The following is a 24,132-nucleotide window of genomic DNA, read 5'->3' on the forward strand; positions in this document are numbered from 1 at the left end:
CCCCGTGTGCGGCCACCGGGGCCGGCCCGCCGCTCACAGCACCGGAGTCAGGACGACCTTTCCCGCGACCGTTCCCGACTCGGCAAGCCGCAGCGCTTCGGCCGCGCGGTCGAGCGGGATACGGGCCGCGACCGGCGCGGTGAGCGAGCCGTCGGCCAGCAGGTCCAGCACCTTGATCAGATCGGCCCGGGTGCGCGCCCGGAAGGCCGCGGCGCGCCGCTTGCCGGCCCAGATGTTGTAGAAGGTGGCACGACGGCGGTTGGGCAGCAGGTTCCAGAGAGCCAGCCGCCCGAAGAGCAGGAGTACGGGCAGCCTGGAGGATCCCGGCGTGTCACGGGTGGCGGCCGTCCCGTACGACACGAGGGTGCCGCCCGGCGCGAGCAGCCGGAACGAGTCGACGACGCCCGCACCGCCGACATGGTCGAAGACCGCGTCCACTCCCTGCGGGGCCGCGGCCCGCAGCCGGTCCCCCAGACCGGGCGCCCGGTAGTCGACAGGGACCACGCCCCGGGCCCGCAGCGCCTCGTGGTGGCGGGGCGATGCCGTACCGATCACCCGGGCCCCGGCGAGCAGGGCCAGCTGTACGAGCGTGGAGCCCACCCCGCCGTTCGCACCGTGCACCAGCACCGTCCCGCCGGCCCTGATCCGGGCGGCGCGGTGCAGCATCTGCCAGGCGGTGATCCCGTTGACGACCAGGGTCTCGGCCTCGGCCGGGTCGACGCCGGCGGGCACCGGGATCAGATCGGCGGCGGGGACCAGCATCCGGCCCGCCCAGCCCCCGGTCTTGAGCAGCGCGGCGAACCGGCGGCCGACCAGCCCGGCGTCCACGCCCGGCCCGGCTCCCACGACCGTGCCCACCACGTCGTAACCGGGCACGAAGGGGAAGGCCGGCTGGTCGAAGTACTTGCCGCGGCGCATCTGCTGCTCGGCGAACGAGACGCCGGTGGCCTCCATCTCCAGCAGCACCTCACCCGGCCCGGCCACAGGCTCCGGCCGGGCCCGCACCTCCAGACCCTCCGGCTCGACGATGCCCGGCAGAACGACCTCGGTGACCGTACGGCTCTTGAGGGGGCGGGGGTTCTCGGTGTCCGTCATCACGCCACTGCCTTTCGTCATTGCCTCATCCGTTCGTTATAGGCTCTAACTGAAGAGTGAAGCTGTTACAATCGATTGTCAAGCGCCGCACGGAAGGACCCCGCATGAGCGAAGAGAGCACACCCCCTACGCCACTCGGCCGACGTGCACGCCTGCGGGAGCAGACCAGACGGGAGGCCAAGGACATCGCCCTGGAGCAGCTGGCCAGTACGGGCCCGGCCGGGATCTCGGTCAACGCGATCGCGAAGGCGATGGGCATGACGGGCCCCGCGCTCTACCGCTACTTCGCCAGCCGCGACGAACTCCTCACCGCGCTGATCGCCGACGCCTACACCGATCTCGCGCAGGCGCTGGCATCCGCCGGTGGCGCCGAAGGGGACAGGGACGGGGACGACCTGGAGGGAAGCGCCGGAATGGCCCCCACAGGAAGCGCCGGGGCCGGTGGGGCCGGGAGCGCCCGGGGAGCGCGGCTGCGCCGGTTCGCGTACGCCTGGCGCGGCTGGGCGAAGGAGCACCCGGACCGCTATCTGCTGATCTACGGGACCCCGGTGCCCGGCTACAGCGCTCCGGAGGAGACCAGGGTCATCGCGGACGGGATGCTGCGGAGTGCGGTGGCCGCCTGCGCGGAGCTGGGGCCCGCGGACACGGCGGAGGACCGGGCGCTGCGGGCCTGGACCCGGGTGCACGGCCTGGTCGGCCTGGAGGTCGCGGGGCACTTCGAGGGCATGGCCTTCGACGTGGACCGGCTCTTCGCGGAGGAGGTCGAGAGCCTCATCCGGTGAACCGCGCCTGACCGGGCAGCGGCCGGCCCGCGCCGGCCGCACCCGGAAGGCGCGGGCCCCACTGACCCGCGCCGACCGCGATCGGACCGCGCCGGGCCCACCGACCGCGCCTTCCGGACCGGTTCCGTTTACGGGCAACGTGCCTCATCAGCAGGGCAGTTGCTCAGTCACCGCTGCCGGACGGCTGGAACTCGCACCAGACGGCCTTGCCGTCCCCGCGCGGTTCGACGCCCCAGCGCACCGACACCGCGTCGATCATCATCAGGCCGCGCCCCGAGGTCGCCGCTTCACCGGGGGTGCGGCGCCGCGGCCAGGCGCTGGACCGGTCCTTGACCCAGAGTCTGATCCGCCGCACCGGTTCGGGCAGCACTTCGAGGGTGAGGACGGCGCCGCCCTCCGTGTGGAGCAGCACATTCACCAGCAGCTCCCCAGCGGCGAGTTCCACATCGTCCACCAGCTCTTCGAGCCCCCATGCCTCCAGCGCGCCCCGCAGAACGGCGCGGGCCTCCGCGAGCCCTTCCGGGTCGGCCTGGTGGATGTACTGATGGATACGGGGTGCCTGTGGGGTGCCGGGGTCCGGCGCCCTGCGCAGCACCAGCAGGGCGACGTCGTCGCTGGTGCCCCAGCGCTCCCAGAGCCGGGCGGCCATGTCGTCGGCGAGCGCCTCCGCCGCCTCGGGGCCCCGGCGCACCGCTTCGGCGAGCGCCTCCATCCCGACGCCGATGTCCGTACCGGGCTCCTCGACCAGACCGTCGGTGCAGAGCAGGAGGGTCTCCCCCGGCACCAGGTCGAGCCGGGTCTCGGGGTACTCCTCCTGCCCGAACTCCGTGCCCAGGCCCAGCGGGAGGCCGCCGCGCACGTCCGGCCAGCCGACCCGCCCGTCGGTGTGGCGGATCAGCGGCCCCAGATGCCCCGCGCGGACCGCCCTGACCGCGCCCGAGGCCAGATCGACCTGGGCGTAGGTGCAGGTGGCGAAGCGTTCGGTGTCCAGCTCCGCGAGGAAACGGGAGGCCCGCGCCAGCACCGTGCCCGGGGAGTGGCCCTCGCTCGCGTACGCCCGCAGTGCGATGCGGAGCTGGCCCATGATGGCCGACGCGTGGGTGTCATGGCCCTGTACGTCCCCGACCACGACGCCCACCCGGCCCCGCGGCAGCGCGACGACGTCGTACCAGTCACCGCCGACCTCTCTGCCGCTCCACGCCGAGTGGTACCGCACGGCGATCTCGGCCGACGGGAATTCGGGGATGCGCCGGGGCAGCATGGCCGACTGGAGCCCGGTGGCGAACTCGCGCTCCTGGTCGAAGAGAACGGCACGCTGCAGGGACTGCGCGACGATGCCCGCGAGGCCGAGACAGAGGTTGCGGTCCTCCGACGAGAAGCGGCTGCGGCCCCGGTAGAAGAGCGCCAGTACGCCGATGGACCGGGCCTGCGCGATCAGCGGGAGGAAGGCCGCGGCGTCCAGCCCCATCCGCTCGGTGTACGGGCGGAACCGGGGGAACTCCTCGGCGAGTTCGGCCAGCGAGGTGACGAACCGGGGCTGCTGGGAGAGGACCGTGTCGGCCAGCGGCAGCGAACCGTCGAGACGGTGGCGCCCGAGGCCGTCGAGTACGTGCATCGAGTCACCGGAGAGCGCGACGAGTTCCAGCGCGCCGCCCGCGACCAGGCCGAGGACGAGCCCGTCCGCGTCGAAGCGTTCGAGCCCGTCCTCGCCGGTCAGTACCGCCGTCACGTCATCGACGGTCACCGCCCTGGACAGCGCTTCGGTGGTGCCCTGGACCATGGTGGTCATCCGCCGCCGGCCCGCTTCGACCGGGTTGACGGTGGCGAACTCGGTGAGTTCGGTGGTCGCGTTGCGCACGATCCCGATGACGCGGCAGGGGACGTCGTGTTCGTCCCGCAGGATCCGGCCGCGGGTGTGGGTCCACTGCCGGATCCCGTTGCGGCGCCGGAGCTGGAAGTAGGCCCCGTACGAGGAACGGCCGCTCCGGATGGCCTGGGTGAGCGCCGCGTCGAGCCGGTTGCCCTCCTCGGGCGGGATACGGCTGCCCAGCGATTCGGGGCGGCCGTCGAACTCGTCGGGGCGCAGATCGAACACCGCGAGACCGGGCTCGTCGAACTCCAGCGTCCCGCCGCGCAGATCCCAGTCGAAACTTCCCATACGGTTGAGGGCCAGCCGCTCGCCGGGCCCGATCTGGGGTAGATCTCGTCCTGCCATACGGTCGCTCCGGAGGAGGGCTGAGGTGCCCAAAGCTTAACTTTTCGCGGTGGGCACCGCATCCGGTTGGCCTCGCGCCCGGTGGCCCCGTTCCTCCGCCTCCGCGCTCGTTCGCCCCCGTCCGTCCGGCGCGGAGTCCGTCCGCCCGGAGACAGCAGCCACCCCGACGAGGCCGGACGCAGGCTCGGGCCGGGCGGCCGGGCGGCCCGGCGGCCCGGCGCCGCTACCGCCGCTCCAGAGCGCCCCGGACGAAAGCGGCCTGGCCGACGTGCTGCATATCGTCGCCGATCACACTGATCAGTCGGACACCGAGGGTGACCGGCGGCGACCACGCCTCGTCCACCACCCGGTCGAGCGCCGCGTCGTCCAGTCCCCGGACGAACTCCACGGTCTGTTCGTGCACCGCGTCGTAGTACCCGGTCAGCAGCGCGGCGTCGGCACGTACCTGGGCGACCTGCTCGGCGCTCTGCCCGTAGCCGGTCTCGGTGTCGGTGAAGGGCAGCCCGAAGCGGTCGGCCCAGCCCTGTGCCAGCCACACCTGTTCCTTCCCGGCCGCATCGGCCACATGGTCGTCCTGCACCCGGGCCAGATGCCAGACCAGCCAGGCGATCGAGTTCGCCCCGCTGTCCAGCTGGGCGGCGAGATCCCCGGCCGGGAGGCCGTCGACCGCCTCGTGCACGGACTCCTGGACGCGGTCGAACGCGTCTGCCAGAACGTCTGCGGTGTTCATCCGCTGCTCCTCGGCCGTACGAGTGGGACCGCACCGGTCGGCCGTGCCCGGAGAGGTCTGTGTGCCCTGCGTGCTCACCACCTTCGCCGGTCACCCGTCCCGGCAGAGTGTTCGACACGCACCCGTCGCCCAAGGCCGCCCGGCGCCTTCACCCGCCGTTCACCGAACAGGCCGTCCATGTCATGTCCCGTACCGCTCGGGCGACTTATGATCGCGTCGCCCGCAGCGCGACGGCAGTACGACAGGCCGGCGCCCCGGGCCCTGTCCACCCGCCCCCGCCGGAAGGCCCGTTCCATGCTCTTCGGACCACCACGCTCCCGCCGCAGAACCCGCGCGTCGGCCGCGGCCGTCGCCGTCGCCACCGCTCTGGCCGCCGCACTGCTCGCGCCCTCGGCCGAGGCCGCTCCCCTGGTGCGGCAGCCGACCGCGTACGTCGACCCGCTGATCGGATCCACCAACGGCGGCAACACCTACCCCGGGGCCACCGCACCGTACGGAATGATCGGCTGGTCCCCGACCAGCACCAACGGCGACCAGACCAACACGGCCGCCGCCAACGGCTACGAGTACAACGCGACGCGGATGCGGGGGCTGAGCCTCACCCATGTCAACGGCGCCGGATGCGCTCCCGGCGCCGCGGGCGACGTACCCGTCATGCCGTTCGTCGGCGCTGTCACGTCCTCCCCCTCGGCCGACACCAAGGACGCGGTCTACGCCTCGGGCTTCAAGCACGAGAACGAGAGCGCCACTCCGGGCCGCTACCGGGTGGGGCTCGACTCCGGCGCATCGGCGGACCTCGCCGTCAGCCCGCGGGCCGGTGTGGCCGACTTCTCCTTCCCGGCCGGGAAGCCCGCCAGTCTGCTCTTCCGCGTCTCCAACTCGCTCAACGGCAGCGAGGACGCCCATGTAGACATCGACACCGCCCACCACAAGGTGACCGGCTGGGTGCTCACCGGCGCCTTCTGCGGCCGGCGCGCCAACGGCGGCACCAACAACCGCAAGAGCTACTACAAGCTGTACTTCAGCGCCTCCTTCGACCGGGCCTTCTCCTCGCACGGGACCTGGAAGGACGGCACGCTCTCGCCGGGCTCCGTCTCCGGTTCGGGCGGCGAGGGCTATGCGACGGGGGCGGACCGCGCGGGCCGCGGTTCGGGCGGCTACGTCGGCTTCGACACCTCGTCCGACAACGATGTCAGAATGCGTCTTGGCATCTCGTACGTCAGCCTCGGCGGCGCCGAGACCAATCTGCGCAAGGAGATCGCGCCGCGGGCGAGCGTCGCGGACGTCGCACGGAGCACCAGCCGCTCCTGGGACCGCGAGCTGCGGGCGGTACGGATCGCCGGCGGCAGCACCGCCCAGCGCACCACCTTCTACACGGCGCTGTACCACTCGCTGATGGAGCCGAACCTGATCAGCGACACCGACGGCCGCTACCCCGGCATGGACGGGGTCCCGCACCGGATCGGACGCGGCCAGCGGGCGCAGTACAGCAACTTCTCCGGCTGGGACCAGTACCGTGCGCAGATACAGCTGCTCGCCGCTCTGAAGCCGGAGGTGGCGGGTGACTTCGCGCAGTCGCTGTACAACTTCTCCCGCCAGAACGACGGTGTGTGGGACCGCTGGGTGCACATCAGCGGCGCCACCCATGTGATGACCGGCGACCCCACGGCGGCGACCCTGGCCACCTTCTACGCCATGGGCGTACGGAACTTCGACTACCGGGGCGCCTTCGACTCGCTGGTGCGCCAGGCCACCGTCCCCCGGCCGGACGACCTGTCGGACGCCGGGTGCCCGGGTCAGTGCACGGGCCAGCGCCCCAACCTCGCCCAGTATCTGGTCTCGCACTACGCGCCCCAGGACGTCTGCCACTGCTGGGGCGGCGCCGCCGAGACGCTGGAGGACGCGGTGGCGGACTCGGCGCTGGCGAAGTGGGCGCGGCTGCTCGGCCGGTCCGACGAGGCCGCCGAGTTCGGCGCTCGCGGCGAGTGGTGGCGCAACGTCTTCAACCCGGAGGCCACCGCGGACGCCGGGTACGTCCAGGCACGCGACGCGGACGGTTCCTGGGTGACGCCCTTCAGCGCGGGCAGCGATCTCGGTTTCGCCCAGGGCACCAGTGCCACCTACAGCTGGATGGTGCCGCAGGACGTCCAGGGACTGGCCGATGCGATGGGCGGGCGCCCGGCCGCGGCGGCCCGGCTCGACGGTTTCTTCCACACGGCGGACGGCGCCTGGTCGGTCCGGGGCGGTGACGCCCTGCGCTACGACCCGACCAACGAGCCCGGCATCCACGCCCCTTGGCTCTACAACGCGCTCGGGCAGCCCTGGAAGACCCAGGCCACCGTCCGGCAGATCCTCGACACCGTGTACGGCACAGGACCGGCCGGGCTTCCGGGCAATGACGATCTGGGCACCATGTCCGCCTGGTATGTCTTCTCGGCGCTCGGCCTGTACCCGCAGACACCGGGCAGCGCGTCGATGCTGGTGGGCGCCCCGCTCTTCCCCAAGGCGGTGGTGAGCCGCGCGGGCCGGGGCGACATCACCCTGAGCGCCCCGGCGGCGGACGCCTCGCATCCGTACGTCAGCGGGCTCTCGGTCGACGGCCGCAGCACCGACCGCTCCTGGACCGGCGCCGGTCTGATCACCTCGGGGGGACGCCTCGCCTACCGGTTGTCGGACAAGCCCGACACCACCTGGGCGACGGCGCCCGGCAGCCTTCCGCGCTGACCGCCCAGCGCGTCCACGGGTGCCGGGGCAGCCGCTGCCCCGGCACCCGGCACCCGGCCCGGGGGGCGGGCCGGGTCAGGTCACGGGCGGGCCGGCTCAGATCACGCCGGCCTGCCCAGCGACCAGCCGGACACATCGGCGAGCCGTCCGCGCCACAGCGGAAGGGACACCGTGTTCACCGCGCCGGCCACCAGCGTGGCGTCACGCAGATGGATCCACCGGGGCAGCTGGTGCGGCCCCTCGTCGCCGTGGAGCTCGCTGAGCGCCTGGTCGACGGTCTCCGGGAACCCGGCCATCACATCGGCGCCGGACCCGCCGAGCTCCCGCAGGCTCTTCGACCAGTCGGCCTTCCACGCCTCGTGGGCGATGAGTTCTCCGTACAGCACACCGCCCGGGACGTTCAGCGTGACCGGCAGGCTCGCCCGCAGCTGTTCGCCGAGCAGCCGGACCAGCAACTGGAGCTGGAGATCCGGGACGGGCTCGGTGACGGTCGGTACGGAGTCGCGCTGCTGCTCCGGGGAGCTGTTCATCCACATGTCCTTTCGTGAAGCGGCCGGGCCGCTGCCGGCAGCCGGTGGGCTGTCGGCACCCCGCGGACGGTGCCGTCCGGGAGCCGCGCGCCACGCCGCCGTCCGGCGGGACCGCCCGCACGAGTGCCTTCTGCCCCACCTGCGCGGATCCAGCCCCGCAGGGCTGGAATTCCATGAGGTCGCCCTCCCGCGCGGCGGTCGGGTCCGTGAATCGGCCCGGGACGCCGGAACCGGGCCCGGTACGCCACCGGCATTCCGGCTCTCCGCGGCCCGGAACCTCAGCGCTGCCCGCTGTCCTCGTCTCCCGCGCTCTCGGCGACCTGCTGGAGCGTTCTGCCGGTACGGACCGAGCGGGCCCGGCGGGGATCGGTCGTGCCGTGGCTCTCCCGGGCCGCTGTCCTGCGCCCCCGGCTGCCGTTCCGTGCCGTGCCGGTCTTCTCCCTCGCCTTGATGAGCAGCCAGGCCTCGGGGTCGCTGCTGTCCCCGCCCCCGTGGAACCGCGTCAGCGCGTACTCACCGTGGAGCTTCGCCCCGTCCAGCCAGAAGGTCGCGTGCCCGCGCTCGACGGACTCCGCGAACGGGACGGGGCGGCCGCGGCGGTCATGGCTGAGCGGCCGGTATGTCCCCTCGTCCCAGACGATGACCGTGCCACCGCCGTACTCGCCCTTCGGGATGACCCCCTCGAACTCCCGGTACTCCAGCGGGTGGTCCTCGGTCGGGACGGCGAGCCTCTTGTCCTTCGGCTCTGCGGACGGCCCCTTCGGCACCGCCCAGGACTTGAGTACGCCGTCCACCTCCAGCCGGAAGTCGAAGTGCATCCGGCGCGCGTCGTGGATCTGCACCACGAAGCAGGGCGCTTCGCCCTCCCCGGCCGCGCCGCCGCGGGGCTCCGCAGTCGTCGCGAAGTCCCGCTTGCCCCGGTACTTCCCCAGAGGTTCGTCGCCGCTCATGTCCAGTGCCTTCCTCGCGTTCACACGGCGGGAGCGCTCGGCGGCGTCGTCGGCCTGCCCGAGCCGTTGGCCCGCTGGGAGAGCGGGCGTGCGATGTCCTCAAGGGATTTGTTCTCCGCGTCCACCGCGAACAGCACGGCCACCACTCCGGCGGCGACCATCAGCGCGGCACCGATACAGAAGGCCAGGACGGCATCGGAGACCACACCGCTCGATGTGAGACCGGAGAAGATGAGCGGCCCCGAGATCCCCCCGGCCGCTGTGCCGAGCGCGTAGAAGAGGGCGATCGCCAGGGCCCGGGTCTCCATCGGAAAGATCTCACTGACCGTCAGGTATGCCGAACTGGCCCCGGCCGAAGCGAAGAACAGCACCACGCACCAGCACACCGTCATGGTCGCCGCGTTGAGCCACCCCTGGCCGAAGAGCCACGCGGTGACGAAGAGCAGCAGCCCGGAGAGGATGTACGTACCGGAGATCATCTTCTTGCGTCCGACGGTGTCGAAGAGCCGGCCGAGGAAGAGCGGGCCGAGAAAGTTGCCGAAGGCGATGACCGCGAAGAAGTACCCCGTCGTACCGCCGGACACACCGAAGAACTTCACCAGGATGGAGCTGAATCCGAAGGTGATGGCGTTGTACAGGAACGCCTGGCCGATGAAGAGCGAGAAGCCGAGCGTGGCGCGTTTGGGGTACTCGCGGAAGAGCGTGCGGCCGATCTCGACGAAACTGACGCTCCGGCGCTGCTCGATGGTGATGGCCCGGCCCGCTTCCGGGAGCGGCGTGCCCTTCTCCTCCTCGATCTCCTTCTCGACTCCGTCGACGATCGCGTTCGCGCCTTCGGACTGGCCGTGGACGAACATCCAGCGCGGGCTCTCCGGTACGTGCCGGCGCACCAGCAGGATCACCAGGCCGAGGACGACGCCGAGCGCGAAGGTGAGGCGCCAGCCGATGTCCTTCGGGAAGATACCGGTGTCGAGGGCGAGCACCGAGAGGAGTGCGCCGCCCATCGCGCCCAGCCAGTAACTGCCGTTGATGATCAGGTCGACCCGGCCCCGGTACTTGCTGGGGATCAGTTCGTCGATGGCCGAGTTGATGGCCGCGTACTCGCCGCCGATACCGAAGCCGGTGAGGAACCGGAAGAGGAAGAACCACCAGGCCGAGAAGGAGAGCGCGGTCATCGCGGTCGCCGCCAGATAGACGGCGAGGGTGATGAGGAAGAGCTTCTTGCGGCCGAAGCGGTCGGTGAGCCAGCCGAAGACCAGCGCACCCGCGCAGGCACCCGCCACATAGAGGGCGGCTCCGAGCCCGGTGACCTGGGCGTCGCTGATGGACAGTCCACTGCCGCTCTCCGAGAGGCGGCTGGCGATATTGCCCACGACGGTGACTTCGAGACCGTCGAGGATCCAGACCGTGCCGAGCCCGACCACGATCATCCAGTGCCAGCGCGACCAGGGGAGCCGGTCGAGCCGGGCAGGCACCTCGGTGGTGATGGTGCCGATTTCGGGGCCTCCGGCGCTGCTCATCAGATTCCTCCTGCATACGGCGGCTCCGGCGGCAGCCGGGACCATCGGCTGCCCTGGGAATCATCCACACAAACAGGGGAGCGCGCCTGCGGAATACACCCGTGCGGCCCATCGCACTCCGGCGCGCACGGGGGCGCACGGCTGCCGTGCCGGGGACGAACACCCGGTGAAGGTCCGGAAACGGCAGTGCCCGCCCCCGGCACAGGCCGGAGGCGGGCACACCCACCGGGATCAGGCGGGGACGATGTTCTCCGCCTGCGGGCCCTTCTGGCCCTGCGTGATGTCGAAGTTCACCTTCTGGCCCTCCTGCAGCTCGCGGAAGCCCGTGGCGTTGATGTTGGAGTAGTGGGCGAAGACGTCCGGGCCCCCACCATCCTGCTCAATGAAGCCGAAGCCCTTTTCCGCGTTGAACCACTTGACGGTGCCACTGGCCATGATTGCCCTCCAAGGGGACTCGAAGTCGGCTCCCGCACTTTGCGGGGGCCGGAGGTGATCGCCCTGGTCCTCGGAGACGCCGAACAGCAGACCCGCCCGTGCATGTACGCACGGGCGAGAGGTACTTCGGAACCACGACAGCTGGGTGAGACGCTACACGGCCGAACGCGCGGCGACCCCGTCGGCTCATCCGTTGAGCCCCTCCTGGCGCACATCCGGCCGTTTCACTGCGTTCGATATGACGATCAATGTCCCACTCGCCCCCGCCTCCGGACACATGATCGTGCGAATGAAGATCAGGACAGAAGAAATTCACGCCCCGTCGCGTCGCGCTTCAGGCCGCACTTCCGTTCGCACTTCCGTGCGCACCAGGAGAACCCCCTTCACCGGTACGCGCATTGGCATGGACCTGATCAAGCGCTCTCGGCTACGCTCCGCTTCGGCACACTCTGAGAGCGCTCCCAACGGGGCCTCCGGACGCCTGCTGTTCCATCCCCACGATGCTGGAACAACAGAAGGGCCAGAACCTTGAGACGCAGCACACTCACCCGCACCACGGTCTCCGCACTTCTCGTTCTCGGGACCTGGGCGACAGCCGGACTCGTACCGGCATCCGCCGCCGACACGCCCTCCCCCACAGCCACTTCCTCTTCCTCCGCCGCCTCCTCCGCGCGGTCGGCGCAGCCGGCCTCCGACGGCTTGCTCTCGGCCATGCGGAAGGACCTCGGCCTGACGGCGAGCCAGGCGCGGGCCCGGCTTGCATCCGAACGGAACGCGACAGCGGTCCAGGGCCCGGCGCGCCGCGCGGCCGGCTCCTCGTACGGCGGCGACTGGTACGACGCGAAGAGCGGAAAACTGACGGTCGCCCTCACCGGCAGCGGCAGGGCCGACGCGGTACGGGCGGCCGGTGCGGCCGTCAGGCTCGTGAAGCACAGCGCACACGCACTCGACGCGGCCAAGAAACAGCTGGACAAGGCCAGCGCGCCGGCCGGAGTCAGCAGCTGGCATGTGGACCCCCGGGCCAACCGGGTCGTCGTGGACGTCGTTGCTTCGGCACAGGATGACAACGATGTCCGGGCGTTCGTCGCACGCGCCGGGAAGCCCGGGACCGTCACCGTGAACGAGGTACCGGCGGCCGCCCGTACCCTCTCCGCCGGCACGGTGGGCGGCGATCCCTATTACACCGGCAACGTCCGCTGCTCCATCGGCTTCTCCGTCAACGGCGGCTTCGTCACCGCGGGGCACTGCGGGCAGCCGGGGGCCGCGGTCAGCGGCTGGGACGGCTCGGCCGTCGGCAGCTTCCAGGGCTCGTCGTTCCCGGGCGACGACTACGCCTGGGTCAGCGTCGGCAACGGGTGGTGGACGGTCCCGGTGGTTCTCGGCTGGGGCACGGTATCCGACCAGCTGGTCCGCGGCTCGGCGGCGGCCCCGGTGGGCGCCTCGATCTGCCGCTCCGGCTCCACTTCGCACTGGCACTGCGGGAATGTCCTGGCCACCAACGAGACGGTGAACTACAGCCAGGGCGCGGTCAACGAGCTGACCAAGACCAACGTCTGCGCCGAGCCGGGCGACTCCGGCGGCTCCTTCATCAGCGGGGACCAGGCTCAGGGCGTGACATCCGGCGGCTGGGGAGACTGCACCAGCGGCGGGGAGACCTGGTTCCAGCCCATCAACGAGATCCTCAACCGGTACGGCCTGACCCTCACGACAGCCTGAGGCACGGCACGACGGCGGGCCCCTGGGTAACGGCGCATACGTAAGGGCCCACACGTACGCGCACACGAACGGGCGCGGTGCCTGCCGCGGCGGAGCAACCCCTTCCGCCGCGGCAGGCACCGTACCGGCGAGGGCCACGGCGGTACCGGCGCGCGACCGGCCCGCACGGCCGGTGCCGACAAACAGGGCCTGCCCCCGGGCGTGCCCGGTTCCGGGCACGCCCGGGGGGCTGCGCGATTCCGGCTCCGGAAATAAGATGCAGGTAACGGTCTCCGGACCCACAGCCCGTGATCGTCAGCCCGTACTCGTCGGAGAGGACCGGAAAGGAAGGGCCTGGCCGGGCCGCCGTACGACCTCCCCGCGACCCCGGGCCCGGTCGCGGTCCGGGAACACTCGCACCGCGGAGCCGCTCATGAACCGGCGTCGTCCCCACCGTTCCGCAAGCGCCGACGAGCTCCTCACGACGCTCCACCAGCTCACCGCGCGGGCCCGGCGGGAGGTGGAGCTGCACCAGGCGCGGGTGGAGCTGGCCGAGGCACTGCAGCGCGAGATGCTCCCGGCCCATCTCCCCGGTCTGCCCGGCCTCCGTACCGCGGCCCGCTACACCCCGGCCCGCAGCGGCCTTGACATCGGCGGCGACTGGTACGACGGATTCCCGCTCCCGGACGGTTCGCTCGGTTTCGCCATCGGTGACGTCCAGGGGCATGACGTGGAGGCAGCCGCGTTCATGGGCCAGATCCGGATCGGGATGCGGGCCATCGCCACCACCGCGTCCGACCCCGGCGAGATCATCGGCCGGACCAACAACCTGCTGCTCTCGGTGAACTCCACCCTCTTCGCGACCTGCACCGTCCTGCGCTTCGACCCCGCCACCTGGGAGATCGAGAGCGCCCGTGCCGGACATGTGCCGGCGGTCTGGGCCTCGGCGGACGGGCGGACCGGTGTCATCGACGACGAAGGGGGCCTGCCGCTCGGCGTCCAGGAGAAGCAGCACTACCCCGTCACCCGGCGCCGGCTGACGGAACGGGGTGCCTTCATCCTGGTCACCGACGGGGTGATCGAAGGGCCGTCCTTCTCCATCGAGAAGGGGCTGGAGGCGGTCATGCGCCAGGCGGGTGCCCGTCCGGGCGCCGACGCCGACGAACTGGCCGACGCGATCATCAAAGCCGCGGTGCTCACGGGCCACCAGGACGACGCCGCCGTGCTCGTGCTGTGCCACGACAGCGCGCCCGGCCGGACCGTATGACAGCTCGGCGGGGCAGGCGTGTCCTGCCTGTCCGGGGCGCGGGCACGGTGTCTGATGGGCGCCGTGATCCGCAGTGAGACAGCCAGAGACACGACGGTCACCGCCCTGCGGATTCTCGCCGTCGCCGTCGCGTACTACCTCTCCGGCCGGATCGGGCTGCTGCGGCAGGTGACCGTCCACGGCGCGGTGGTCACACCGCTGTGGCCGCCGACGGGCGTGGCGCTGGGCTGTCTGCTGTACTGGGGGATCCGGATCTGGCCGGGCATCGCGCTGGGAGCGCTGCTCGCCATCGCGTCGACCGCCCGCTCGGTCGACGCCGGTGACATCGGCATCGTCGCGGGCAACACACTCGCCCCGGTGTGCGCCCTGCTGATGCTCCGCCGGGCGGATTTCCGGATGGATCTGTCCCGGTTGCGGGACGGTATCGCGCTGATCTTCGTCGGGGCGCTCGGCGCCATGCTGGTCAGCGCGACAACGGGCTCCTGTGTGCTGCTCCTTGATGACAAACTCCCCAGGAGCGGTTTCTGGCCGGTGTGGTTCGCCTGGTGGGCCGGGGACGCCGTGGGGGTGCTGATGGTGACCCCGCTGCTGCTGCTCCTGCGCAGGGCCCGGCTGCCCCGCCGTACCGACCGATGGGTGGAGGCCGGTGCGCTGGTGGTGACCGCGGTGGTGGTGGTCCCGGTGGCGACCGGCAGCGACTACACCCTGCTCTTCCTGGTGTTTCCGCTGCTGATCTGGGCGGCGCTCCGCTTCGAGCTGGCGGGCAGTGCGCCCTGCGCGCTCCTGGTGGCGGTGCTGGCGGGCATCGCGGCGACCGGGCGTACGGGACCCTTCGGCAGCCTCACACTGTTCGAAGCCATGATCAACCTGACGGCGCTCAACGGGTCGGTGGCACTCACCGCGCTACTGCTGGCCGCGATCGTCACCGAGCACAAGAACGTACGCCGCCGTATCGAGCGGGCCTGCGATGAACTGGCTGATGTAGTCGAGCAGTTGGCCCCCACCGAACAGCGGCGGGGCTGGCCGTCGTCGGGTCCCCGCCGGCGCGATAGCCGCTGACCGGGCGGGTCTCCCCCGGCCGGCCCGCGCAGGTGAACACCCGGAGCTTGACCGCAGTACGTCTCATCTCCCCCCGGGATCCGCGCTGTTGGCGGGACCCGAAGGATCAGGGGCGCCGGCCTCCGGGAGCCCGGGGGCGCCTTCAGGCCTTGCGGCCGTACGGCCGGGGGCACCTCCGGGCCCGGCCGGGTCCACCACGTCGGCGGGTCCGCCGCCCGGCCCGGCCCTGTGGTGACGGCCGCGCAGCAACGAGGCGAGTGCGGCGACCAGCGCCATCGCGGTGGCGGCCGAGAAGACGGTGACGAGTCCGTGGTGGAACGGCCCGGAGACGAGTTCGGGGAAGAACTCCTTGCCGGTCAGGGTCCTGACGTTGTGCGGGGGCAGCTTCTCCAGCACTCCGCTGGGTCCGAGGAGCTGGCTGACCGGGTTCTTGCCGAGGAAGGTGGCGAACAGCGTGCTCACCGGCGGCAGTCCGGCCACCTGTTCTGCCGTCCCCGCAGGCACGCCCTGGCCCTTCAGACCGCTGCTCAGCGCGTGCGGCAGCGTCCCCGCGAGTCCGGAGATCATCAACGAGAAGAAGAGGCCGATCGACAGGGCGGTGCCCGAGTTCTGGAAGGTCGAGCGCATCCCCGATGCGACCCCGCGCTGTTCAGGCGGCACGCTGCCCATGATCGCCGAGGTGTTCGGCGCGGAGAACATCCCCTGGCCGAGGCCGCTGAGCAGCAGCAGGCCGGCGAAGGCGGGGTACGAGAAGTTCACCGGCAGGAACAGCAGGCCGACGAACCCAGCGGCCACGAGGAGGAGTCCGGTGGTGGAGAACAGCCGTGCGCCGTAGCGGTCGGAGAGATAGCCGGAGACCGGTCCTGCGACGAGGAAGCCGACGGTCAGCGGGAGCATGAAGATGCCCGCCCAGAGCGGGGTGCTTTCGAAGGCGTATCCGCGCAGGGGAAGCCAGATGCCCTGCAGCCAGATGATCAGCATGAACTGGAGCCCGCCCCGGGCGATGGCGGTGAGCAGGGCGGCGAGGTTGCCCGCGGCGAAGGCACGCACCCGGAAGAGGCCGAGCCGGAACATCGGTTCGGCGACCCGGGTCTCGATGAGGCAGAAGAGCGCGAGCAGCAGCACCCCGGCGCCGAGCCCGCCCAGCACCCAGGGGTTGCTCCAGCCGGTCGGGTGGCCGCCGTAAGGCTGGATTCCGTAGGTGATGGCGGCGAGCACGAGGCCGGCGCCGCCCGTGAAGGTGATGTTTCCCGCCCAGTCGATACGGCCGGCCGTGCGCGAGCTGGTCTCCCGCAGGCTGCGGTAGGACCAGATGGTGCCGAACACCCCGATGGGCACGCTGACCCAGAACACCGCACGCCAGTCGATGACGGCCAGCAGGCCGCCCGCCAGCAGACCGAGGAACTGCCCGGCCAGCGCGGTGATCTGGTTGATGCCCAGGGCCATGCCACGCTGCCGGGCGGGGAACGCGTCGGTGAGGATGGCCGCCGAGTTCGCGGTCAGCATCGAGCCGCCGACCGCCTGTACGACGCGGAATCCGATCAGCCACAGCGCGCCGGGGCCGCCTTTCAGGGGATCGAGCGAGAGGGCCAGCGAGGCGCACGCGAAGATCGCGAAGCCCATGTTGTACATCCGGACCCGGCCGAACATGTCGCCGAGCCTGCCGAGTGAGACCACCAGCACCGCGGAGACCAGCAGATATCCGAGGATCATCCAGAGCAGATAGCTGATGTTGCCGGGGGCGAGCGGGTCGAGGCCGATGCCCCGGAAGATGGCGGGCAGCGAGATGATCACGATCGAGGCGTCCATGGTCGCGATCAGCACGCCGAGCGTGGTGTTGGAGAGGGCGACCCATTTGTAGCGGTCGCCGGGCTCCGCTCCGCCGCTCCGGGTGGCGGGCACTACGGACGCCCCGCGCGGCGGTCGGTCAGTACGCCCCGGCCGGCCTCGGTCAGCTCTGTCACCGCGTGCCGGCCGTCACGGGTGCCGGACCCGCGGCTCACCGGCCCGCGCCGCTCCAGTGCGGTCGGCACCGTCAGCCGTACGGACGCCGCGGCGCCTACGGCGTTCCCCGGTTCCGTGCTGTCGTCCCTGATCCCGGCCACGACTTCACCCCGCTGTCGTTACCCGCTGTGCTGTCGTTACCCCGCTGTCGTTCCAGCCACCGACGGCCCTCCGGTCCGCCGTCCCGGCCAAGTACTGACCATAGGCTGATCAATCAGTCGTAACCACTGGGCGGTCGTGGCGGCCCGGCACCGGGGCAGCCGTTCGGCGCAATGCGGCGCGGTGCGGCGATCCGGCCGCCCACCTGCTCTTTTGCGGCCGGAAGACGGTACCGGCCGCCGGGCGCCGCGACCCCTGCCGCCGTCTCCCGGCCTAGCCTGCGAAGCAGAAGGCCATCCGGCGAGCGCCGTCCGACGCCTTCCGCGCGATGCATGCCGCTGCTTTCCGGCCCGGGTTCATCACGAAGGAAGCTGCCATGGACGACGGCCCGCCCCCGCCCGGCCCGGCCACCGGAACTCGCCGGCCGGTGAGCGGTGCCGTCCGGGTGCTGCGGGCGCAGCGGCTGCCGGACGCCGCTCCCCCGCAGTGGCACCGGGGGCTGACCGTCGTCGCGGTCATCAGTCTCTTCATCGGCACCCGCGACCTCTGGACCCGGGCCACCGCGACCCAGCCGGTGGCCGCCGCGATTGTGACGGTCTGTTATGCGGGGATCCTGACGTGCGGGGTCCTTGCCCTCTCCGTACGCGGCCGCCGCGCACTGGCGAGGGTGGACCTGGCGGTGCTGGGTCTCGCGGCCGCCCTGGTGCTCTGCGGCTACTGGCTGGATCACGCCGGTTCGGACGAGGGTGTCCTGACGGCCCAGGCAGCCGACGCGATCCTGCACGGCCGGCCGGTCTACGGTCAGCCGTGGCCGTGGCTCTTCGGCTCGCCGAAGGTCGGGGTCACCAAGACCATGGCGGGCGGCGCCGACTACACCTACGCCTATCCCCCGCTGACCGCGCTGATCGCTGCTCCGGTCCACGCCGTACTGCACTCCACGGCCGCGGCGACCCTGGTGACCACCGTGGCGCTGCTCATCGGCACGGTGGCCCTGTGGTTACTGCTCCCCGCGCCATGGCGTCCTGCGGTCACCGCTGTCTGTCTGGGCTTCGGCCTGCTGCCCGGTTACGCGCGGTCGGGCTACCCGGCCCTCGTGTCCCTGGCCTTCCTGGTCCCGGTCGTCGTCCGCTGGCCCGACACCGGCGCGGGCGGACGTCTGGGCCGGTACGGGGTGTTCCGGGCCGTCTGTCTCGGTGCGGCCTGCGCCGCCCAGCAACTGGCCTGGTTCCTCGTCCCGTTCCTGCTGATCGGTATTCACGCCGTGCGCCGGGGCGAGCTGGGCGGGCGGGCCGCGCTCGGTGTGACCGCACGGTCCGCGGGTACGGCCGCTCTCACCTGGGCGGCGCTGAACGCCTACTTCGCCGCCGACGGCTTCCACGACTGGCTGCAGGGCTCCCTGCTGCCGCTGACCCAGGGCGCGATCCTGCACGGCCAGGGCGCCATGGGCATCTCCTACTACTTCACCGACGGCAGCAGCCGGCTGGATTTCTACTCGTACGCGAGTGTGCTGCTGCTCCTGGGCCTGCTCGGCGCCACCCTTCTCTTCGTACGGCGGCTGGGGCCCGCCCTCACCGTGCTGCCCTGGCTGCCCTTCTACCTCGCGATCCGTTCGCAGGACGGCTACTTCCTGCTGATGACCCCGCTGTGGCTTGCGGCCGCCGCCACCGTCCCGCCATCGGCGCTGGCGACCGCCTGGCGGCCGCGGATCCCACGGGTGCGCTCGGCCGGGGCGAAAGCGGTGGTGGCCACCGTGCTGGTCGTGCCGTCCCTGGTCTGCCTGACGGTCGCGGCCGCGAGCCCGCCGCCGCTGCGGATGAATGTGACCCCGCGGCTCGCGGACCGGCCGCACCGGGGTATCACCTCGGTCGGCGTGCACGCGGTGAACACCACCGGCCACGCGCTCTCGCCGCACTTCGCCAGCCGTACCGGACAGGGGGCCTCGGGCTGGTGGACCATCCGCTCCGGTCCGGCCACCATCGCCCCGCACGCCTCAGCCTCGTACGTCGTCACCCCGCCGGGCGGATTCCGCAGGCTGCCCCGCGACGGTGCCCGGTTCTATCTGATCGCGGTGAGCGACAGACCGATGACCGTCACCACCGCCGCCCTGCCCACGGCCCCCGTCCCGGCCCCGCCACCGGGGCGCCCGGGTCCCTCGTCGTACACCGCTCTCGGACGCGTCGGCCGATGCGCCGTCTTCCCGGCCGGGCCCGGTCGGCCCTGTACGGCGGGGGCCCGGGGCGGGCCGCCGTGAGCGGGGCACCGGGGCGCGGGCACCGGCCGGACGGGCACGAGTCGGAAGGCCGGGAGCAGGACAGCCTGTCCAGTTCGCTGGTCACCGTCCCCCGGCTCAGCGAGGAGCAGTCGACGCTGCTGCGGCTGGTGGGGCGCGAGTGGGGGCGGGTGTCCGCGGCGCCCGCCGCCTGGCGGCATGCCCTGCCCGTCGATCCCGGCGCGGGCAGCTTTCCGGAGCCCGCGCAGATCGTGCCGGCCCGCTTCGGCCGTTTCGTGCCGGTGGCCCCCTTCGCGGGCCGGGCCGCCGGCCCGGACGCACAAGAGGAGGCCGGCTGGGAGCAGCCGAGCGGGGCCGCGAGAACGCGTGCCCGGATCCGCCGTGCGGTGCTGGGGGCGCCGCTGCGGAGTTCGGCGGTCGCCCGCGAGCGGATGCGCAAGCTGGTGGCGCTGCCGGTCCTCTCGGCGGACGCGCTGTCATCGGTGGCGTACGGCCCGGAGGCGCTGCTGACGGTGCTGGTACTGGCGGGCGCTCCGGGACTCCGGTACTCGGTCCCGGTGTCGCTGGCGATCGTCTTCCTGATGCTGGCCGTCGGGGTCTCGTACCGCCAGACGATCCGGGCCTACCCGCAGGGCGGCGGTTCGTACATCGTCGCGACGGACAATCTCGGCCGGATGCCGGGACTGGTGGCCGCGGCCGGTCTGATGACGGACTACATCCTCACCGTCGCCGTCTCCATCTCGTCCGGTACCGCGGCGGTGACCTCCGCGCTGCCGGGGCTCGCGGGCGACGCCGTACCGATCGGTCTCCTGGTCATCGCCCTGCTACTGGCCGGGAATCTGCGCGGTGTCCGGCAGGCGGGCGCGCTCTTCGCCGCGCCGACGTACGCCTTCATCATCGCCATCGCCGCGCTCGTCGGCTTCGGTCTCTACCACGCGGCGGGCCGCGGCTTCTCCCCGGTGCCCACGCCGCCCCAGCACATTGCCGAGGGGGCCGGTCTGCTGCTCGTGATGCGGGCCTTCGCCTCGGGGTCGACCGCGATGACCGGTATCGAGGCGATCTCCAACGCCGTACCGGCCTTCAAGCCCGTCGCCTGGCGCAACGCGCGCACCACGCTCTCCTGGATGGTCGGGCTGCTGATCGCCCTCTTCGCGGGGACGGTCGCCATGGTCCATCTGGAGGGTGTCGTGCCGGAGTCCGGGGAGACGGTGCTCTCCCAGCTGGCCCACCGCAGTTTCGGGTCGGGCGGCCTGTACGTCTTCACGCAGGCGGCGACCGCCCTGGTGCTCCTCCTCGCCGCGAACACCGCGTACAACGACTTCCCCCGGGTGCTCTTCCTGCTGGCCCGCGACCATCACGCGCCACGGGTCTTCCTGCGGCTCGGCGACCGGCTGGCCTTCAGCAACGGGGTCATCCTGCTCTCCGTGGCGGCGGCGGTGGTCTATGTGGCCTTCGACGGGAAGACCGACTCGCTGATCCCGCTGTACGCGGTCGGGGTGTTCCTCGCGTTCACGCTCTCGCAGAGCGGCATGGTGGTGCACTGGTGGCGCTCGCGCAGCAGGCACTGGCGCAAGAGCCTCTGCTTCAACGCCACCGGGGCGCTGCTCTCCGCGGTCGTCTTCGTCACGGCCGGGATCACCAAGTTCACCGAGGGCGCCTGGCTCGCGCTGGTCACCGTGGCGCTGTTCCTGCTGGTGACCACGCGGATCCGCCGCCATTACGAGAAGGTGGCCGAGGCGCTGCGGCTGCATCCGCAGACCATCGAGGTACCCAGCCGTACGATCACGCCTCGCTCAGGCAGTTCACCGCCGGCCGGGGCCCTCCGGGAGGGCCGGGGAGCGGCGGCCCGGCGGCCGGAGGCCCGCCAGTCGGAGGCCAGGGAGTCGGAGGACCGGGAGTCGGAGGACTCGCCGGAGTCGATCAGCCATCTCTCCGTCGTACTGATCGACGCGCTGCACCAGGCGAGCATGCGCGCACTCGCCTATGCCGCCTCCCTCCAGCAGCCCGTCCTCGCTCTGCACGTCAGCCCCGGGGAGGAGGACGCCGAACGGTTCCGCGAGGCCTGGCTCCTGTGGGGCGACCACCTTCCGCTGCGGATCGTCGTCTCGCCGTACCGCGCCACCGTCGCCCCGCTCGTCGGCTATATCGAGTCGCTGCACCACCAGCGTCCGGACCTGACCATCACGGTGATCCTCCCGGAGATCGTCGTACGCCACTGGCGCCACCGTCTGCTGCACAGCCCGCTCGGCAGCCGGCTGCGGCGTACGCTGCGGCCCCTGCCGAAGATCGTGGTGACGACCGTGCCCTTCCACATCTGAGTACGCCTCCGAGCGCCCTTCCGAGCCGCTGTCATCGCCGCTGTCCTTGGCGCTGCCGTTGCCTCCGTACCGGGAATACAGTGGAGACAAAAGAGTGATTCATTCGCTTTGTCCGCCGGTTGGGTCCGCTCCCGCCGCCCGGGACCATGAACCGCGGAGGTCGTGCCGCCTATGAACTCCGAACGTGCCGAACGGCTGGTGACCGCGCTGCGTGCCCGAGGCGTGATGGCGCATGTGGCCGGGGTGGGTGTCTACCAGTTCGGGGTCCGTGTCGTCATCGACTGGAACATCGAGGCGGTCTGGGATACCGACGGGGCGGCGGGGCTCGACGCCCAGGTGCTCAGCGACGGGATGCTGGTGGGCTTCGTCCCGCACATCTCCGGCTCGGAGGACTTCACCGAGCAGCAGCTCGTCGACGCCATCGCGGCCACCAGCTACTCGACGGAGGGGCTCCGCCCGCCGCCCGGCGCGGAGACCGGTGCGGGGAGTACGCGTACGGGCGATGCGGGCCCGGACACGGACACAGCCACAGCTGCGGGGACCGATACGGGAGCCGGCACCGGACCGGACGATGCCGTGCCGGGATCCGGCGCCGCCGCGGACGACGGCCCTGGTCGCCCCGCTCCCCCGCCTGCCGGGCAACAGTCCGCCCCGCCGGGCCACCGCAGGCCGAAGGGCCACTGGTGGCACCGCTGACGGAGGAACCCCGGGCCGCACCGGGACCGGGACCGGGCCGCTCTACAGACCGGGGGCGCCCCAGACCGGAAACCACCGGGCGAGGTCGGGCTCGATACGCAGATCGTCCCCCAGCACGGCCTTGACCTGGAGTTCCAGCGGGCTGTTCCGCTTCTCCGCACCGTCCGGCATCGGCGCGAAGGGGAAGAACGTACCCCGCTTGTACAGATAGACCAGAGCGAGTGGCCGCTCCTCGGCGTCCTTGAAGGCGACCAGCGAGCAGAGCAGCTGCGGGCCGAAACCTCCGTCCTCCAGGAGTGAGTTGACGGCGTGCAGATCGTTCACGAGCGAGGCCAGGTCGTCGGGCGGCTGCTGGGCCAGCAGCCAGCTGTAGCCGTACGAGTCCTGGGTGAAGCTGACCGGTGAGCCGCCGCGTCCGGTGTCCGCGTCGAGCAGCTCCTCGACGTCCTGCTTGATCCGGGCGAAACCGCCGCCCTCGACCCCCGCGAAGCAGACGGAGCCCGCACCGGTGGGGGTGAACCCCGCACCTGCCTGGAGGGTCAGCGCGGCGGACGGCAGTGCGAACAGCTGGTCGAGATCGGGGCGGACCGGCTTGCTCCGGCCGAGGATGCTGTCCAGAAATCCCACGGGGCGTACTCCTACGGGGTCGGTCGCTCTTCCTGCGGCCAGGGGAGGCGAACGGTCACGGGCGGCGGTCGGTCACGGGCGGGCGAGTTCGGTGGAGATACGGGCGAGCTGGTCCAGCCGCTGTTCGAGCGTCGGGTGGGAGGAGAACAGCCGGCTCAGGCTCTCCTTCGATGAGAACGCGGGCACGAAGTAGAAGGCGTTGTACGGCTCCGCCTTCCGCAGGTCCTCGGTCGGGATCCGCGCCATCTGGCCCTCCACCTTGGTGAGCGCCGACGCGAGCGCGGACGGGCGGCCGGTCAGCAGGGCGGCGGCCCGGTCGGCGGAGAGCTCACGGTAGCGGGAGAGCAGCCGGGTCAGCAGGAAGCTGACCACGTACACCGCGGCGCTGACCAGCGGGACCAGCACGATCGCGAGGCCCAGCGGCCCCGCGTTCCTGCTGTTGCGGGCGAGACCGCTCCACAGGGTGATACGGGTGATGAGCCCGGCCAGCACACCGAGGAACGAGGCGATCGTCATCACCGCCACATCGCGGTGGGCGACGTGGGACATCTCGTGCGCGAGGACGCCCTCCAGCTCTTCGGGCTCCAGCCGGCGAAGCAGACCCGTCGTGGCGCAGACCAGTGCGGTGCGCTCGCTGCGGCCGGTGGCGAAGGCGTTCGGGATGTCGCTGCGGGCGATGGCCACCCGGGGTTTGCTCATGTCGGCCAGTGCGCAGATCCGGTCGATCGCGCCGTGCAGTTCGGGTGCCTCTTCGGGGGTGACCTCGTGCGCCCCCATGGTGACAGCCGCGATCTTGTCGCTGAACCAGAACTGCGCGACGAAGAGGACACCCGCGACCACCAGGATGACCGGCCAGGCGCCATGCAGCAGAACGAGCAGCACTCCGACCAGAACGACGTACAGCAGTCCGATCAGGAACATGGTGGTCACCATGCGCGTGGTGAGACCGCGGTCGAGGGTGTAGCGGCTTCGCGTCATCTCTGTCTCCTGTAGCGGTTCTCCCCCTTCGTCAATTGTCCTCCTTCCGCGTAAAGGCAGGGTATGCGGCAGGTTCGAGAAATTCCCCGTCCGGCCGGGTCCGTACCGGATGCCAGGGCCCGCCGGACCCGGTGCCGGAACGCCGGCGGCGCGGGAGGTCCGGGCGCCCGGACCTCCC

The 24,132-nt window shown here is 71.6% G+C and carries 19 protein-coding genes; 8 read left to right on the top strand and 11 right to left on the bottom strand.

What is annotated here, in order from left to right:
- Positions 1-33 precede the first annotated feature (33 nt).
- The gene (locus tag ACWGKJ_RS25255; protein ID WP_385021993.1) at positions 34-1,095 is read right to left on the bottom strand and encodes a medium chain dehydrogenase/reductase family protein; all 1,062 of its coding nucleotides are present in this window, start codon (positions 1,093-1,095) and stop codon (positions 34-36) included.
- A gap of 104 nt (positions 1,096-1,199) precedes the next feature.
- Here ACWGKJ_RS25255 and ACWGKJ_RS25260 point away from each other — a divergent pair, with 104 nt between their 5' ends.
- The gene (locus tag ACWGKJ_RS25260; protein WP_385021975.1) at positions 1,200-1,877 is read left to right on the top strand and encodes a TetR/AcrR family transcriptional regulator; all 678 of its coding nucleotides are present in this window, start codon (positions 1,200-1,202) and stop codon (positions 1,875-1,877) included.
- A 163-nt stretch (positions 1,878-2,040) separates the two neighbouring features.
- Here ACWGKJ_RS25260 and ACWGKJ_RS25265 read toward each other — a convergent pair whose 3' ends face one another.
- Both ACWGKJ_RS25265 and ACWGKJ_RS25270 read right to left on the bottom strand, forming a co-directional pair.
- Entirely contained in the window at positions 2,041-4,092 is a 2,052-nt protein-coding gene (locus ACWGKJ_RS25265; RefSeq protein ID WP_385021978.1) for a SpoIIE family protein phosphatase, read from the bottom strand.
- 223 nt (positions 4,093-4,315) lie between these two features.
- Positions 4,316-4,822: a mycothiol transferase gene (locus ACWGKJ_RS25270; RefSeq protein WP_385021981.1), complete on the bottom strand. Its 507-nt coding sequence runs from the start codon at positions 4,820-4,822 to the stop codon at positions 4,316-4,318.
- Between the two features lie 294 nt (positions 4,823-5,116).
- On the opposite strand from ACWGKJ_RS25270, the gene ACWGKJ_RS25275 reads away from it, so the two are divergent.
- Positions 5,117-7,546: a GH92 family glycosyl hydrolase gene (locus ACWGKJ_RS25275; RefSeq protein WP_385021984.1), complete on the top strand. Its 2,430-nt coding sequence runs from the start codon at positions 5,117-5,119 to the stop codon at positions 7,544-7,546.
- Positions 7,547-7,647: 101 nt separating this feature from the next.
- Here the strand turns inward: ACWGKJ_RS25275 and ACWGKJ_RS25280 are convergent, their stop codons facing one another.
- The 4 genes from ACWGKJ_RS25280 to ACWGKJ_RS25295 all read right to left on the bottom strand — a co-directional run bounded on the left by ACWGKJ_RS25280 (position 7,648) and on the right by ACWGKJ_RS25295 (position 10,981).
- A complete protein-coding gene (locus ACWGKJ_RS25280; RefSeq protein WP_385033933.1) occupies positions 7,648-8,076 on the bottom strand; it encodes a hypothetical protein in 429 nt (142 codons plus the stop codon).
- A gap of 278 nt (positions 8,077-8,354) precedes the next feature.
- The gene (locus ACWGKJ_RS25285) at positions 8,355-9,026 is read right to left on the bottom strand and encodes a DNA polymerase ligase N-terminal domain-containing protein (RefSeq protein WP_385033930.1); all 672 of its coding nucleotides are present in this window, start codon (positions 9,024-9,026) and stop codon (positions 8,355-8,357) included.
- A 20-nt stretch (positions 9,027-9,046) separates the two neighbouring features.
- Positions 9,047-10,546 carry an MFS transporter gene (locus ACWGKJ_RS25290; RefSeq protein ID WP_385033927.1) on the bottom strand — a complete coding sequence of 500 codons (1,500 nt, stop codon included), beginning with the start codon at positions 10,544-10,546 and terminating at the stop codon, positions 9,047-9,049.
- 231 nt (positions 10,547-10,777) lie between these two features.
- Complete coding sequence (locus ACWGKJ_RS25295) at positions 10,778-10,981, bottom strand: cold-shock protein (protein WP_385033924.1); 204 nt, start codon at positions 10,979-10,981, stop codon at positions 10,778-10,780.
- A gap of 528 nt (positions 10,982-11,509) precedes the next feature.
- On the opposite strand from ACWGKJ_RS25295, the gene ACWGKJ_RS25300 reads away from it, so the two are divergent.
- The 3 genes from ACWGKJ_RS25300 to ACWGKJ_RS25310 all read left to right on the top strand — a co-directional run bounded on the left by ACWGKJ_RS25300 (position 11,510) and on the right by ACWGKJ_RS25310 (position 15,002).
- Positions 11,510-12,697, top strand: coding sequence for a S1 family peptidase (locus ACWGKJ_RS25300; protein WP_385033921.1), 1,188 nt, complete (start codon positions 11,510-11,512; stop codon positions 12,695-12,697).
- 412 nt (positions 12,698-13,109) lie between these two features.
- Positions 13,110-13,943 (top strand): PP2C family protein-serine/threonine phosphatase, encoded by an 834-nt coding sequence (locus tag ACWGKJ_RS25305; RefSeq protein ID WP_385033470.1) that lies wholly within the window; start codon positions 13,110-13,112, stop codon positions 13,941-13,943.
- A 54-nt stretch (positions 13,944-13,997) separates the two neighbouring features.
- A complete protein-coding gene (locus ACWGKJ_RS25310; RefSeq protein WP_385033473.1) occupies positions 13,998-15,002 on the top strand; it encodes an MASE1 domain-containing protein in 1,005 nt (334 codons plus the stop codon).
- A gap of 63 nt (positions 15,003-15,065) precedes the next feature.
- On the opposite strand, the gene ACWGKJ_RS25315 is transcribed toward ACWGKJ_RS25310, so the two are convergent.
- Complete coding sequence (locus ACWGKJ_RS25315; RefSeq protein WP_453315821.1) at positions 15,066-16,811, bottom strand: MFS transporter; 1,746 nt, start codon at positions 16,809-16,811, stop codon at positions 15,066-15,068.
- Positions 16,812-16,903: 92 nt separating this feature from the next.
- Positions 16,904-17,107, bottom strand: coding sequence for a hypothetical protein (locus tag ACWGKJ_RS25320; RefSeq protein WP_385033479.1), 204 nt, complete (start codon positions 17,105-17,107; stop codon positions 16,904-16,906).
- Positions 17,108-17,481: 374 nt separating this feature from the next.
- On the opposite strand from ACWGKJ_RS25320, the gene ACWGKJ_RS25325 reads away from it, so the two are divergent.
- The 3 genes from ACWGKJ_RS25325 (at position 17,482) to ACWGKJ_RS25335 (ending at position 22,349) form a co-directional block, all read left to right on the top strand.
- Positions 17,482-19,356 carry a hypothetical protein gene (locus tag ACWGKJ_RS25325; RefSeq protein WP_385033482.1) on the top strand — a complete coding sequence of 625 codons (1,875 nt, stop codon included), beginning with the start codon at positions 17,482-17,484 and terminating at the stop codon, positions 19,354-19,356.
- Positions 19,357-19,766: 410 nt separating this feature from the next.
- Positions 19,767-21,653: an APC family permease gene (locus ACWGKJ_RS25330; protein WP_385033494.1), complete on the top strand. Its 1,887-nt coding sequence runs from the start codon at positions 19,767-19,769 to the stop codon at positions 21,651-21,653.
- A 171-nt stretch (positions 21,654-21,824) separates the two neighbouring features.
- The gene (locus ACWGKJ_RS25335) at positions 21,825-22,349 is read left to right on the top strand and encodes a hypothetical protein (protein WP_385033485.1); all 525 of its coding nucleotides are present in this window, start codon (positions 21,825-21,827) and stop codon (positions 22,347-22,349) included.
- 42 nt (positions 22,350-22,391) lie between these two features.
- On the opposite strand, the gene pspAB is transcribed toward ACWGKJ_RS25335, so the two are convergent.
- Both pspAB and htpX read right to left on the bottom strand, forming a co-directional pair.
- Positions 22,392-22,976, bottom strand: coding sequence for a PspA-associated protein PspAB (gene pspAB, locus ACWGKJ_RS25340; RefSeq protein ID WP_385033488.1), 585 nt, complete (start codon positions 22,974-22,976; stop codon positions 22,392-22,394).
- Positions 22,977-23,048: 72 nt separating this feature from the next.
- The gene (htpX, locus tag ACWGKJ_RS25345; protein WP_385033491.1) at positions 23,049-23,954 is read right to left on the bottom strand and encodes a zinc metalloprotease HtpX; all 906 of its coding nucleotides are present in this window, start codon (positions 23,952-23,954) and stop codon (positions 23,049-23,051) included.
- Between the last annotated feature and the right edge of the window lie 178 nt (positions 23,955-24,132).

It is taken from the genome of Streptomyces sp. NPDC054757 (assembly GCF_053612185.1).

Excerpts from the sequence above, each read along its gene's own strand:
- ACWGKJ_RS25325 (WP_385033482.1), top strand. The coding sequence starts at position 17,482 with ATGGACGACGGCCCGCCCCCGCCCGGCCCGGCCACCGGAACTCGCCGG.
- htpX (WP_385033491.1), bottom strand. The coding sequence starts at position 23,954 with ATGACGCGAAGCCGCTACACCCTCGACCGCGGTCTCACCACGCGCATG.
- ACWGKJ_RS25270 (WP_385021981.1), bottom strand. The coding sequence starts at position 4,822 with ATGAACACCGCAGACGTTCTGGCAGACGCGTTCGACCGCGTCCAGGAG.
- ACWGKJ_RS25310 (WP_385033473.1), top strand. The coding sequence starts at position 13,998 with ATGGGCGCCGTGATCCGCAGTGAGACAGCCAGAGACACGACGGTCACC.
- ACWGKJ_RS25290 (WP_385033927.1), bottom strand. The coding sequence starts at position 10,546 with ATGAGCAGCGCCGGAGGCCCCGAAATCGGCACCATCACCACCGAGGTG.
- ACWGKJ_RS25275 (WP_385021984.1), top strand. The coding sequence starts at position 5,117 with ATGCTCTTCGGACCACCACGCTCCCGCCGCAGAACCCGCGCGTCGGCC.
- ACWGKJ_RS25265 (WP_385021978.1), bottom strand. The coding sequence starts at position 4,092 with ATGGCAGGACGAGATCTACCCCAGATCGGGCCCGGCGAGCGGCTGGCC.
- ACWGKJ_RS25285 (WP_385033930.1), bottom strand. The coding sequence starts at position 9,026 with ATGAGCGGCGACGAACCTCTGGGGAAGTACCGGGGCAAGCGGGACTTC.
- ACWGKJ_RS25330 (WP_385033494.1), top strand. The coding sequence starts at position 19,767 with ATGCGCAAGCTGGTGGCGCTGCCGGTCCTCTCGGCGGACGCGCTGTCA.
- ACWGKJ_RS25295 (WP_385033924.1), bottom strand. The coding sequence starts at position 10,981 with ATGGCCAGTGGCACCGTCAAGTGGTTCAACGCGGAAAAGGGCTTCGGC.
- ACWGKJ_RS25315 (WP_453315821.1), bottom strand. The coding sequence starts at position 16,811 with ATGGACGCCTCGATCGTGATCATCTCGCTGCCCGCCATCTTCCGGGGC.
- ACWGKJ_RS25305 (WP_385033470.1), top strand. The coding sequence starts at position 13,110 with ATGAACCGGCGTCGTCCCCACCGTTCCGCAAGCGCCGACGAGCTCCTC.
- ACWGKJ_RS25255 (WP_385021993.1), bottom strand. The coding sequence starts at position 1,095 with ATGACGGACACCGAGAACCCCCGCCCCCTCAAGAGCCGTACGGTCACC.
- ACWGKJ_RS25280 (WP_385033933.1), bottom strand. The coding sequence starts at position 8,076 with ATGAACAGCTCCCCGGAGCAGCAGCGCGACTCCGTACCGACCGTCACC.
- ACWGKJ_RS25260 (WP_385021975.1), top strand. The coding sequence starts at position 1,200 with ATGAGCGAAGAGAGCACACCCCCTACGCCACTCGGCCGACGTGCACGC.
- ACWGKJ_RS25335 (WP_385033485.1), top strand. The coding sequence starts at position 21,825 with ATGAACTCCGAACGTGCCGAACGGCTGGTGACCGCGCTGCGTGCCCGA.